The 11,931-nt window shown below is 58.6% G+C and carries 11 protein-coding genes and 1 tRNA gene; 6 read left to right on the forward strand and 6 right to left on the reverse strand.

Annotated features, from left to right (window positions below):
• Positions 1-2 precede the first annotated feature (2 nt).
• The 4 genes from ACIQWP_RS25555 to ACIQWP_RS25570 form a co-directional block, all read right to left on the reverse strand.
• Positions 3-1,796 carry a site-specific DNA-methyltransferase gene (locus tag ACIQWP_RS25555; RefSeq protein ID WP_402793593.1) on the reverse strand — a complete coding sequence of 598 codons (1,794 nt, stop codon included), beginning with the start codon at positions 1,794-1,796 and terminating at the stop codon, positions 3-5.
• Positions 1,797-2,300: 504 nt separating this feature from the next.
• The gene (locus ACIQWP_RS25560; protein WP_402793595.1) at positions 2,301-3,611 is read right to left on the reverse strand and encodes a hypothetical protein; all 1,311 of its coding nucleotides are present in this window, start codon (positions 3,609-3,611) and stop codon (positions 2,301-2,303) included.
• A gap of 6 nt (positions 3,612-3,617) precedes the next feature.
• Positions 3,618-3,899, reverse strand: coding sequence for a hypothetical protein (locus ACIQWP_RS25565; RefSeq protein ID WP_107676654.1), 282 nt, complete (start codon positions 3,897-3,899; stop codon positions 3,618-3,620).
• A 290-nt stretch (positions 3,900-4,189) separates the two neighbouring features.
• Positions 4,190-5,248, reverse strand: a complete 1,059-nt coding sequence (locus ACIQWP_RS25570; RefSeq protein WP_402793598.1) for a hypothetical protein — start codon at positions 5,246-5,248, stop codon at positions 4,190-4,192.
• A 418-nt stretch (positions 5,249-5,666) separates the two neighbouring features.
• On the opposite strand from ACIQWP_RS25570, the gene ACIQWP_RS25575 reads away from it, so the two are divergent.
• Both ACIQWP_RS25575 and ACIQWP_RS25580 read left to right on the forward strand, forming a co-directional pair.
• On the forward strand, positions 5,667-6,269 hold the full coding sequence (locus ACIQWP_RS25575; RefSeq protein WP_402793600.1) for a hypothetical protein: 603 nt from the start codon (positions 5,667-5,669) through the stop codon (positions 6,267-6,269).
• Between the two features lie 19 nt (positions 6,270-6,288).
• Positions 6,289-7,359 (forward strand): ImmA/IrrE family metallo-endopeptidase, encoded by a 1,071-nt coding sequence (locus ACIQWP_RS25580; RefSeq protein ID WP_402793803.1) that lies wholly within the window; start codon positions 6,289-6,291, stop codon positions 7,357-7,359.
• A gap of 133 nt (positions 7,360-7,492) precedes the next feature.
• Here ACIQWP_RS25580 and ACIQWP_RS25585 read toward each other — a convergent pair whose 3' ends face one another.
• Positions 7,493-9,073, reverse strand: a complete 1,581-nt coding sequence (locus tag ACIQWP_RS25585) for a hypothetical protein (protein WP_402793602.1) — start codon at positions 9,071-9,073, stop codon at positions 7,493-7,495.
• A 377-nt stretch (positions 9,074-9,450) separates the two neighbouring features.
• A tRNA-Ser gene (locus tag ACIQWP_RS25590) sits at positions 9,451-9,540 on the reverse strand.
• A 306-nt stretch (positions 9,541-9,846) separates the two neighbouring features.
• On the opposite strand from ACIQWP_RS25590, the gene rplU reads away from it, so the two are divergent.
• From rplU to ACIQWP_RS25610, 4 genes are all read left to right on the forward strand, one after another.
• A complete protein-coding gene (gene rplU, locus ACIQWP_RS25595) occupies positions 9,847-10,164 on the forward strand; it encodes a 50S ribosomal protein L21 (protein WP_004127263.1) in 318 nt (105 codons plus the stop codon).
• A 32-nt stretch (positions 10,165-10,196) separates the two neighbouring features.
• Complete coding sequence (gene rpmA, locus ACIQWP_RS25600) at positions 10,197-10,466, forward strand: 50S ribosomal protein L27 (protein WP_004127267.1); 270 nt, start codon at positions 10,197-10,199, stop codon at positions 10,464-10,466.
• Between the two features lie 129 nt (positions 10,467-10,595).
• The gene (locus ACIQWP_RS25605) at positions 10,596-11,231 is read left to right on the forward strand and encodes a GNAT family N-acetyltransferase (RefSeq protein WP_402793606.1); all 636 of its coding nucleotides are present in this window, start codon (positions 10,596-10,598) and stop codon (positions 11,229-11,231) included.
• A complete protein-coding gene (locus ACIQWP_RS25610; RefSeq protein ID WP_402793608.1) occupies positions 11,228-11,815 on the forward strand; it encodes a GNAT family N-acetyltransferase in 588 nt (195 codons plus the stop codon). Before ACIQWP_RS25605 ends, ACIQWP_RS25610 begins: the two co-directional genes overlap by 4 nt.
• Positions 11,816-11,931 lie beyond the last annotated feature (116 nt).

Here is an 11,931-nt window from a genome sequence, read left to right on the forward strand (position 1 = left end):
GGTCAGCTCCGCTCAATACGATAGAGCGCGAAGGGCAGCGGCACGAACTCGACGGCAATGTTTTCCTCAGCCAGCAGTTTCTGGGAGACGTAGCGGGCGGGAGCGAAGACGAGGTGTCTGTCTTCCGGGTACGCAGCGGCGAACTCCCTTGCCTTCGAGAGCGTCAGAGCCGCCTCCGGAGATTTCAGCCATTCAAGATCAGGCCTGTAGATCAGCCAGACATGCTGCCCACTACTCGAACCTAGGTAGCCTTTGTCGAGGTTCGCCGTTGCCGGATCGAAGGCTCGGTTGATGGCGGTGTGGAACAGAATTGATCCAAGAGCGGCGAAGTCGGGCAAGGTCTCGCCCGTCAGGATCTTGTCCAGTTCCACCTCCGGACCAAGGGTACAGTAGGTGAATTCACCGCCTAGACCTTCCGCCCGCTCTGTAACAGTCTTTTCCCCGGTTACGACCAGTTCCGAATCCTTGATTTCCTTCTTGATGCGGTCGAACTCGTGTCCACGCAGGTTTTCGATACCCTGCACCTTGTCAGTCATGGCGTTCGGATTTTCCAGCGTCCGCCAATTCACACGTTCCCGCAGAAGTTCGGTCTTCTGTGTACCTTTGAAATCATATCCCTTGATGACGCGGCGCACCCGCTCCGCAGTAAGCCGGTCCGCATAGTCCTCCATCTCCACAAGGATGAAACGACGATTGCCATCGTCACTTCTGTTGGCTTCAAGCACAGCATGAGCTGTAGTCCCCGAACCCGCAAAGGAGTCGAGAACCAATGAGTCTTTGTCGGAAGCTAACGCCAGGATTTTCTTGATAAGTTGAACGGGCTTTGGGGTTGCAAAGAGGTCACTGGCGTAGTCGTCGCCGAAGACTTGTTTCAAGGTAACCTTTGCACCCCTTGTATGACCTGTTTCTTCCACATTTTCCCAGAAGCTGGATGGAGGCAAACCTTTTTGGTCAGCTAGATAGGTACGGCGGATGATCCTCGTGCCGTCTGGCGAGTACCTCAATTCGCCAGTCTTGAATTTCTCATCCATTGTCTCACGCGACCACCGCCAACCATTCGGCGGATGCTTGATCGTGTTCCCATTCGGACCGGGATAGTAAAATTGGAGCGTCGGTCTGATCGCAGGATTCTGAATATCCGCACCGTCATACCACGGTCCTTTCGGGTCGTTGTCTGTATTCCGGTAGTGAGATCTCTTTTCTGGATTGTCCAAAAAATTCGGCACCCAGAATTCATTCTTAGAGTAGACGAATATGGTGTTGAAATCCTGAGAGAACTGCGTCGCGTTATTACTGCTGCTGTCAGAATGCCGCCAGGCAATTTCGGTGATGTAACCGTCCCTGCCGAACACTTCATCTAAAAGCTGCCGAAGCAGATGATCTTCGTTGTCATCGATCGTCACCCAGAGACTACCATTATCATTGAGCAGATCGTGCAGTAGTCTCAGTCTCGGCCACATCATGGCGCACCACTTGTCATGGCGCAGGCCGTCTTCGATCCCAACCGGATTCGAGTTCAGCCATTCCTTGATCATCGGCGAATTGACGTTGTCGTTGTAGGCCCAACCCTCATTGCCTGTGTTGTAGGGCGGGTCGATGAAGATGCAGTCCACCCTTCCGGCATAGACAGGAAGCAGAGCCTTAAGGGCATGGAGATTATCGCCCTGGATGATCAGGTTGCCGTCCAGCCGTGGCTCGCCGATACCCTTGTTCGCATGGATTTCCAACGGACGGAAAGGGACCGAAAGATGGTGATTGTAGACGAATTCCTTTCCCTTGAAATTCAGTTCAGTCATCTCTGATCCCCATATTCTTCCGCATCAAATCAATGCCTCACTTAGAATCGTTGCGCCAGGAAAACGCAAGGTGGAAGAAAGACGCAGTGCACGAGGTTCGAGGATTGGGAAGGGAATCCGGCGTCGGGGGCAGTCAGTCCCGCGTCCCGGCAAAGCCGGCACTGCGTTGACGCTCCTGTGGCTGCCACCGGGAGCCGATCGCCGGATGCGCGAATTCCCGCGTTCCCGCCGATGGCGGCGCCATGCTGAACGCTCCGATATGCTCATCATGATTGGGTCCCGGAACACTCCAGGCCCTCTCTTCGGTGCCTCTGGACTGGCGTCGGCAAGACGACATGAATCCTTACGCGCGAGGATATGCCGGCTACCTGAACTTCAAGTTCCGGCGCGCGTTGCCTGATGAACGTTTCGGGGTGGGTTCGGATACGGCAACACTCGCCAGACGCGCTGTACGGGCCTGAATCCGGCCTTCAATTTGTGGACACAGGCCGTTTCCGGCCAAAATCACGGTCTTGGGCTCGGTCGGCCGGATAGAGACGGCTGCGTCTCCGGGGGCCTTAGCTTCGCCAGTTCCCGCCAGGCGGCGTCGCGCTGGATGCCGATTTCGGCAAGGCTATGCTCCATGTTGCAGCGCCTCTCTTCCGCCGCTCTTCGCGCCGCGTCGGCGGCACTGGCACGTTCGGCTGCCGCCGCTGCCTGATCCCGGAGCAGGGACATTTCCGAATCTATCGACTGCCTGATTCGATCCTGAACCTTCGATCGCCGGAATCCGTCCCAAAGCGAGCGCAGCAGGCCGGGTAGCCGTTGAATCCTTGCCGCTGCCTTCTGGACCCGTTCGGCCTCTGCCCGGACACGCGCCATCATGCTCCTTGCGCGCCGCTGTTCGGCAACCGCTCGGTCCTGCGCAACCAGCGCGGCGGCGGTCGCCTCCTTCGCGGCTTCCATCTGGCGCATGGATTCGGCCCTTGCAGCGTCCGCTTCGGCTCGGAGTTTTCCGGCATCTGCTACGGCGGTTGCCGTCAGGGTCTCAGTTTCAGTCTTCGTGCGGGCGACGAAGGATTCGACCTTCCTTTGGACAGCGTCGGCACGATCGAGAGAGGCGCGCAGCGCGTTCGCCTGCGTCCTCTCGGCCTGCCACTCGGCACGCGTCAGGCGACGTCGCGCGGGGCCAAGGCGGGTCAGGCCGCACTGCACCGCCACGGTCTCGAAATATGAATCCTGCCAGGCGCGCATGGCGGCACGGTAGGCAGCGTCACCACGGCGGTTCAGCGTCTTTGAATCCTCATCTGCACCGGGACCGGCTTGCATGACCGCAGTCTTGGCAGCTTGCCCCGGATGAAGCGCCGCTGCCTTCAGGTCCTGCGATGGCGGCAAGATGTAGGCGTGAAGGTGCCAGTAGGTTTCATCCTCATGCCGGACAACAGAGACGAGAGCATCGCCATACAGCTCCCGGAGCCAGTCCACCGTCAGTTCCTCCCAACGATCGACTTCGGCCCGCTTCCGAGGATCGGCATGGACTTCATCCACGGTATGGGGATGGCTGGCGACGACCGTCAGCAGGGTGTGCTGATCGACGCGAATCTTACGCGGCTTTCCGCCCTTCGGCGTCGTCCTCGCCATGTCAGCGGCTGCGTCGTGCAAGGATTCGACCTCATCCGGGCCGACGCCGAAGACGACGACCGGAGTTCCCGGAGTCGGGACATGGATCGATGCCACCGGATCGCGGCGCGCTTCGGCCAGAACGAATCCTGTCGAGCGGCCCTTGGCGTCCGACTTCCGACTGTAGGATTCGAGGTGGACGAATTGAAAGGCCATGCGCCGTCACCTGTTCAGATAGGCGATGGCCTGAGCATTGCTTTCCTCATCACGATCGAAGCCGATGTCCCGGCGATGTCGAACAACCCACTGCTCTACATCCGGATCGGCCCAGCCGCCTAGATGATATGCGGCGCAGTCAAGACAAAGCCAGCGGCTATCAGAGGTTTGAACGTCCGGCACGGCCTCGCAATGAGGGAGAATGTTCATGACTGTCCCATCGCCGAACCTGATGACGGCTTGCCCTTCGCATTCCATCCGAACCATCGGCCGCTCATATTTCTGCATCACGATCCTCCCAAATGATGTTCATGGAAAAATCGTGTCTGACGGCGGAGCAAGGAACAAGAAGATTTAGTGACCGACTAAAGCTTTTCCCTCCCAACCCCTTGAGGGTTTCCAGTCAAAGCATCGGCTCTTCGAGGAGGCCTTCAGCCGGACCAGAGAGGGGACGGCGTCGCGGCACGTCCGAAGGCTAGGTACCGCAACACCGGGGCGACTCGCACCGCAGGCCGACGCCCGTACAGGGGCAGAGCCTGCATTTGTAGTCCACTTCCGCTTTAACTGCGCGTTTTTGTTTAGTTATCTCCGATGTTCGCCGTTGCCCGCTCGAAGGCCACTCTCATCGTCGTGACCAGTTCATCCGTAGCCGTCTCCGGCACGATGAAGCTGTCATGCACTGGCAGGACGACGATTCCCTTCTTCACGGACATGTCCGCCAGAACGAAGCGGCACATCTCGGAATCCACGTTCTGTAACCGCAATCCTATGCCGCTGTGGAAATAGCGCGCGACCTTGGGATGCCGGGTCTTCATGTCGTGGATCAGGTCACGGGCGGACACTTCGCAGCCGTCCAGGTGCGGAAGCAGCGCGCCATGAGCCTCATGGTAGCCAGACGCGTTCAGGAGGACGTTGAAGGCGGTCTTGCACACCTTCCTGTTCCATCCGGAAAGCGTGTAGGCGTCGCCATCCAGATGCTTTCCGGCGAGCGCATACAGTAGCCTCGGATGAAGCTGTTCGTAATCGACCTCGGTCGTGCGCTGGCCGTCGAGGATAAAGTGCTGCCGGTCCTTCGACTTCACTGACTGCCACCAGCCTCCATAGAAGCGCCCTCCCTGCGTCCAGGCGCCATTGAACACACGATACAACGCCCGCATGTCCGTATACACCGAGTGCTTCCCGAAGCGGATCACATCGCCATCGAAATGGGCGTCGGGCGCTTCCAAAGAAATATCCGCCTCTGCGATCAGGCTGTTCACCTTCTCCAACAGTTTTCGCTCCCTATGCGTCCGCTCAGTGTCGCGGTAAGACACAAGGGAACCGGCCAAATCCTTCAGCCGGATCAACTCGCCGGGCTTCCGCCGTAGTCTCGCCATGCTGGTACCCGCAAGCCAGGCTGCGGGCCGATAGCTTGATTGAATCCCGGTCGCCCGCCCTGCGGGCTGAAGATCGTGATCGACAAGGACGCCGGCAGCGATAAGGGCGTCCACGGCAGGCACAACAGAATCATAGGTGAACTCGCGCCCTCGATATCTGCTGCTATCCGTCCACCATCCCTTGCGGCGCGAATAAGAGATGCGGCGAAGCGGCTCTCGACGTGCCGACATGACGGCGTCGGCGACAATGACGGCCTGCACATGAGCTGCCTTCGCCGACCGTGCCTCGGGCATGGGAACGCGTTGGCGGATTTCATCGGCATCGACTGACCAGTCGAGGCAGAGCAACCTGTCCCGATCTCCCGGCCAAATTTGTTGACGCTGTAGGTTCTGACGTCCTGATGTTCGGGCTGGGGTATGTCCCAGCCCCCCGCTCACCGACCCGCTTCGGGGGTCTTTACAATTTCAGCGCCGACGTTCAACATCTTCGAACACACCTTAAAAGACCGCCGGAGGGTTCCAGCCCGATGATGGCGGTCTTTTAATGTTCAGTCGTCGGCGTGCAGAGGTCAAGGCGCACAGCGCTCAATGGATTTGCAAGAATACTGAAATTTTTTCGTTTGATTTACGAATTCGCGCTGGTATCTTTTACGCATCGAAACCAGCGTGAGTCGCAACCGTGAGCCACCCCACTGCCGACGATGTGTATCGCCATCTCGAACGTTTTGAGCAGGTGCTGATGTCCCTTCACTTGAAGGCTTGGGACCGCCTGATCTCCAATACGGCATGGCCAACTCTAGTGTTCCAGCGCACTGGATCAGGACTCATGCATGATTTCATTGCGCAAGAGGCTAGCACGGCACTCGACGCCCTTCCTGGCATCCGGCGCATCACCCACGACAAGAGCGTTCGTTATCTTGTCGAGGACAAGGTGCTCTTCCGGTTCAAGCGCGGGACTCGCAGCGGCCTCGGCAGCAACATCGACACGCAGGCCAACGACGATTTCATTGACGCCAAGGTGGACCTACTTGGTATCGCTCATATCTGGAAGGTCGAGTTGCTTTGGTACCCGAACAGGCTACGCACGAAGCTGGATCGGGTCGAGGTAAGCGCGCGCGACGGCAAGCGCCGCCTGTGGGCGTATACCCTGGGCAAGAGACCAGATGTGGAAACTCTGCCGCTGGACCTGCCTATCATCCCTACCGCTCCGGCGTTGCCGACGCAGGGACTTGTCACAATCAAGCCGCGGCCCTCGGCTGCAGACAATGAGGAATCAGAATAGCATGCCACATACGGGAGCTATGCTCCGACTCGCTAGGCAGAGAAGAGCTACACGGCAAAACGAGGCGGCCAAGAAGTTGGGCGTCTCGCCGGCTGACCTCTCTCGTATCGAAAACGACGCCAAGGAACCGTCGGCGGAGCTTCTCAGCAAGGCTGCTGACGCTTTCAATGTGCCCGTTGAATTTTTCGCGTTGACTGACCGGATATACGGTGCGCCAGTTTCCGTTCACCCCATGTGGCGAAAGAAGGCGGAGGTCACTGCGGGCGAGATGGACGCCGTGATCGCCGAATTGAACGTACGCGTGATGCACCTTCGCCGGTTGCTGGAATCGACAGACATCAACCCTATTCGGTCAATCCCTCAACTCGACATGGAGCAATACGGCAGCGCGGCCAAAATTGCGGGACTTTTGCGCGCGCACTGGATGCTCCCATCTGGTCCGATCCCAAATCTTACGGCAATCCTGGAAGAGGCAGGCCTCATTGTCGTGCATTCGCCGATGGGTGGTTCGTCGATATCTGGCGTGACCTTCCGGGTTCCAGGTCTGCCCCCATTGATTGTTCTCAATCGTGATCAGCCCGCTGACCGAATGCGTTTTACCTTGAGCCATGAACTGGCTCATATCGTCATGCATCAGTTCCCGACGCCAACGATGGAGCAAGAGGCAAATGAGTTTGCCTCTTGCTTCCTCGTACCGACGAAGGACGTAGCGTCCGACTTCGGTGCCGGTCGTGTGGACCTGCCAAAACTCGCCGCGCTGAAACGCGTTTGGAAGGTTTCGATGGCAAGTCTGGTATTCGCTGCTGATCGCGCTGGGAAGCTCTCGATGGCTCAAAAAAATTACCTGTGGCAGCAGTTTTCAATGGCAGGTATCCGAACGTCCGAACCTCCAGAGCTAGATTTTCCGCCGGAGGAGCCGACGATCGTACACAGCCTGCTTCGAATTCACATCGAGAACCTGGGTTATACAATCTCCGAACTTGCTCAGATTCTGACGATGAATGAGTCCGAGCTGCCTGAATTCTATGACATAACGGACGTGCTTGGTTCGGCGCCTACACGCCCGAGGGGTCTGCGCGTGATCAAGTAGCATCCGTCCGGGAGAGCAAGCCTGCGGCTGCGCCTCTTCTCTCGTCAGAACATCGTTCCGCAATAACAATTGAGAGATCACCAAGAGCCGACGATTCTCCACGACGGCCGTCGGCTTTCCACAGTCAATCGGCCTACTTTTTGCGAGAAGGTCCAGACGTTCGCCTTTTCCGGGCGATCCTATCAAAATCTAGCCCCCGGAAGACCGAAAAATCGATTCCGGGATCGAGCGGAAGCTCGGCGATCTGCCGCGCCTGCCGCTCGCCCAGATTCATGAAGCCATAGTTGTCGTGCTCGTCACTCCCGACCTGATGGCCGGACTGCATGCGCCTGTCGCGACCTTCAATCTTGGCATCGCGCATATCGTCGATGTTGCCTCCACGCAGCGAGTGGAACACCTCCTTGCCGCCGCCCTCCCGATCCTCGCCCTTCTTGTTCTTCGGCTTAATACCCGCGCGTTCGAACAGGCGGTTCATATAGGAGGATGCGCTTTTGCTGGGGTCGGCAAGCCCCATAAGATTCGGAAACAGGAAGCGGCCTTTCTGCCGAACCGCCCATTCGACAAATCCAATCTCGCTCAGGAACTGGTGCAGAACGAAGTAACTTGTGCTGGCGTCGGTCTTGTGTGGAGTGGAAACCCAGACCCCGTCGATCTTCTTCACGCTAGCAAGCTGCGCCACCCAGACACCCGTGAACTTCTCCCGAAAATCGTTTCCAGTCAGATGAATGAGAAGGCCGATGCGGCGACCGGTTAAATGGCCGAGCAGCGGCAACATGGCGTCCTCCATCAACCCGGAAGCCACCCCGGTGCTGAACACCTGGCTGATCTTGCTTGTCGCCAACGGCTCGGATTTGACCGCTGCCGCAGCGGTCGATGGGTAGACGAGTCTCGGTCCCGAAAACGGGTCAGGATATTCTCCGGCTGTCATCAAAGAACGGATGGCAGCCTTCACGACAGCTACATAGCCTTCCTGAAGCGATTTGAGGGTCAGCGGCTGCAGGTGAAGGTTACGATTGCCGTCGATGATCTGCATGGCCGACATCGAGGGATCACGCAGATTGTTGTCTCCGGGCCAAAACTGCATGAGATCGATGAAGGCCTGGAGATCGGTGAGATTATATGTATCGACGGGGTGGTCGCCGATCAGTTCGATGAAGACGTCGAGCCTGGCGCGGGCCGTCTTGATGTCCTTGGCGCCTTTCGGGCCACTCTTGAGCTTTCGCTTCTCAAGGTACTCGTCCATGATTTCGCTAAGGCGCGGCAGGGTTGACGACTTTCGCGCCGCGGTCCTGCGATCGAGTTTGAAGGCAGGAATCAACTTGCCGCTCTCGTCGCGTGCCACCTGCGGCGGCGTCTCGATCACGGGCGGAAGCGAAACGGCAGGGTTATGAACGATGGCGGCAGGGGCAACCGATGAGCGGGCGGTCTGACCTAGCTTCGCAAGGGCCGTTTGCTCCAGCAGTTCGGCATTGCTGACGATGAGCTCGTTGTATGGCTCGCCGTACTCCTGCTTTCGAAGCTCCCGATGTAAACCGACCAGATCGCGTATCCCGGCAGTCTTCTGCAACTCCTCCGGGGTGAACGGTGGATCGGGCTGATTGATGATCCGCAGATAGGCTTTCAGTTCACCGCGCATCTCGATGAGAGCTTCGGCGGAAGCCTCCGGACTCGTCTCCGGGTCGTTATCCCTTGCGCCCTTTCCGGGTTCGCTCATATTTCGCATCCTCATCGTGTCGAACAACAGTCTTGCTCGTGCAGCCAACAGATCGGCAAGCAGCCTTGCCCGGCGATGGGAACACGGACCCAGACTCAGTCGAACGGGCGGAGGAGTACGTCCACCTCCCAGCTCCTTCGGCATCTTTATCTGGAAGATGTAAACGGACCTTGATCTGACAAGATAGGGTCCTGGCCCGCGTGCCTTTCCCGGCGTCGAGATTTCAGTGCTGCGATTCGATGGTTCAAGCGATACCCCAAGCTGTACCCCGCGCGATACCCGCATGTTTTCTGCTCCCGGTAAGGCCGCAGGCAACCGGAGACTTTATGTGGAAATCCAAGGATTTGCGGGATAAGTGGCGGGGAGTGAAATCAAAATGGCGGAGAGGGTGGGATTTGAACCCACGATGCCCTTGCAGGCATGCCGCATTTCGAGTGCGGTGCATTCGACCACTCTGCCACCTCTCCGGTTATGCTGGTCGGCGCTGTCAGGCGCGGGCTGTCTCATAGCGAGAGACGGGGGGGATGGCAAGGGCGAATATGAAAGCTTTTCATCCTTTTGCCTTGACAGATCAGGGACGCTTATATATCCCGTGCGGCGCAATAGGTGTGGATAAGTCCGCGCCTTGCCAGCCCTGCTTCGCGCAGGGTTTCACCGGCAGATCTTCTTGAGGGCCTCAAACCTTTGGAATCCCTGCTAAGTTTCGACTGATAAAAAGACGGCCGCTCGTCCATCAAGGCGAGAGAGCCGGAACGAACATGAAAGGATAAAAAATGTTCGCAGTCATCAAGACCGGCGGTAAGCAGTACCGAGTGGCAGCAAACGACGTGCTGACCATCGAGAAGCTCGAAGTCACCGCCGGCGGCACCGTAGAATTCACCGAAGTCCTCGTTATCGGCGAAGGCGCCGACGCTGCGATTGGTGCTCCCTTCGTCAAGGGCGCTTCCGTCAAGGCCGAAGTGGTCGAGCACAACCGCGGCAAGAAGGTCATCGCCTTCAAGAAGCGCCGTCGTCAGAACTCGAAGCGTTCGCGCGGCCATCGCCAGCACCACACTGTTGTCCGTATCACGGACATCGTGGCTGCCAAGTAAGTAACGGGATCAGGGTTTAAAGGAGAACTCCAATGGCACACAAAAAAGCTGGCGGTTCCTCGCGCAACGGTCGCGATTCCGAATCCAAGCGCCTTGGCGTGAAGAAGTTCGGCGGCGAAGCCGTCATCGCAGGCAACATTATCGTGCGTCAGCGCGGCACGCAGTGGCACCCGGGTTCCAACGTTGGCCTCGGCAAGGATCACACGATTTTTGCGCTTACCGCGGGCAACGTGAACTACCGTACGAAGGCCAATGGCCGCGTGTACGTGTCTGTAATGCCGAAAGCGGAAGCAGCGGAATAAGCCGGTAGCGCTCTAAAACAGCCGGCGTCTCATCGACCCGGCTGACGCTACAAGGTTCAGTCAAGAAAAAAGGGGAGATGGGGCGCCATCTCCCCTTTTTCTTTACCCTCAACCAAGGAGGACTGAACCATGCAAGGCGAATTGTTAAGGGAAGACCAATCAAGGTCTCCCGAAGAACGGCTGAGGCCGGATAGGTTAAGGACCGATTGCCCCGTCTTACTGTCGGAAAGGCTCGTTCTGCGCGCGCCCCACGAAGAAGACATCGACGCCCTTGCCCATCTCGCCAACAACGCCAATGTCGCCACTATGGTATCGCGCATGCCGCATCCGTACACGACCAATGATGCCGCCGATTTCGTGCGACGCACGAAGCTCGGCGAGATTGGCAAGTGCGTCTATGCGATCACCAAAGCCGACAACGGCGCCTTTCTCGGTTGCTGCGGGGTTGAGCCCACCAGCGATCCGGACACGGTCGAGATCGGTTACTGGCTGGGCGAACCCCACTGGAACCAGGGCTATACGACCGAGGCCGCGCATGCGCTTGTCGACATGGTCTTCCGCACGCGCGAAAACGTTGCCCAGATCGACGCCCGTTGCCGGGTCATGAACGTCGCATCGAGGCGCGTCGTCCAGAAGTGCGGCTTCCAGTTCCAGGGCTCCGGCCTTGCCGCGTCGCTGGCGCTCGGCAGCACCGTGCCGGTCGAATGGTACAGGCTCGATCGCAAGACCTGGATATCCTTGCGCAGCTGGGGAGGCATGAGATGAACGCTCTCGCTCTCACCCGTCGCGATGCAAGGGTCCTGACGCCCGGCCCGACGCCGGTCATCCAGACCGGCCGACTGACGCTGCGCCCGCACCGGCTCAGCGACGCCGAGATGATTGCGGAATCGCTTTCGGATTTCGCCGTCACCCGCATGCTGGCCCGCGTCCCCGCGCCCTATGACCGGCAGGATGCGCTCGACTGGCTGATCGAGCACACCTCCGGCCTCGGCGCCGATTGGGAACTGGCCATCACCGAACGGGATGATGCCCATATCGGCAGCGTCGGCATCGAGCTCCGCCATGGCCGCTGGCACCTCGGTTATTGGCTGAACCGCTTCTACTGGCGGCAAGGCATCATGACCGAAGCGGTCAAGGCTGCGCTTGAGCGTTTTGCCCGCCGCATGCCCGAAGTCGCCATCCACTCCGGCGCCTTCGCCGACAATCCGGCGTCGCTGAAGCTGCAGCAGAGGCTCGGCTTCGAGATCACCGGTTGCTCGGAGATCTACAGCTTCGCCCGCAACACCATGGTTCCGCACATCGAAACCATGCTGAAGCCGGGTGCGCTGCGGCTCACGCAGGCGGCTTGAGCTTTTGAAAACCGGTCATCGCCGGCCCACCGGCGATGACCATCATGCCAATCGTAAAGTTCCGCCCCTTTATGGCGATGGGACCGCGCGATATTCTTTGACCTCAGCCCGAAGCG

Origin of the sequence: Rhizobium sp. NPDC090279, from assembly GCF_044769665.1 — a bacterium.
Taxonomy (GTDB): Bacteria; Pseudomonadota; Alphaproteobacteria; order Rhizobiales; family Rhizobiaceae; genus Rhizobium.

Excerpts from the sequence above, each read along its gene's own strand:
- ACIQWP_RS25555 (WP_402793593.1), bottom strand. The coding sequence starts at position 1,796 with ATGACTGAACTGAATTTCAAGGGAAAGGAATTCGTCTACAATCACCAT.
- ACIQWP_RS25560 (WP_402793595.1), bottom strand. The coding sequence starts at position 3,611 with ATGGCCTTTCAATTCGTCCACCTCGAATCCTACAGTCGGAAGTCGGAC.
- ACIQWP_RS25565 (WP_107676654.1), bottom strand. The coding sequence starts at position 3,899 with ATGCAGAAATATGAGCGGCCGATGGTTCGGATGGAATGCGAAGGGCAA.
- ACIQWP_RS25580 (WP_402793803.1), top strand. The coding sequence starts at position 6,289 with ATGCTCCGACTCGCTAGGCAGAGAAGAGCTACACGGCAAAACGAGGCG.
- ACIQWP_RS25585 (WP_402793602.1), bottom strand. The coding sequence starts at position 9,073 with ATGAGCGAACCCGGAAAGGGCGCAAGGGATAACGACCCGGAGACGAGT.
- rplU (WP_004127263.1), top strand. The coding sequence starts at position 9,847 with ATGTTCGCAGTCATCAAGACCGGCGGTAAGCAGTACCGAGTGGCAGCA.
- rpmA (WP_004127267.1), top strand. The coding sequence starts at position 10,197 with ATGGCACACAAAAAAGCTGGCGGTTCCTCGCGCAACGGTCGCGATTCC.
- ACIQWP_RS25605 (WP_402793606.1), top strand. The coding sequence starts at position 10,596 with ATGCAAGGCGAATTGTTAAGGGAAGACCAATCAAGGTCTCCCGAAGAA.
- ACIQWP_RS25610 (WP_402793608.1), top strand. The coding sequence starts at position 11,228 with ATGAACGCTCTCGCTCTCACCCGTCGCGATGCAAGGGTCCTGACGCCC.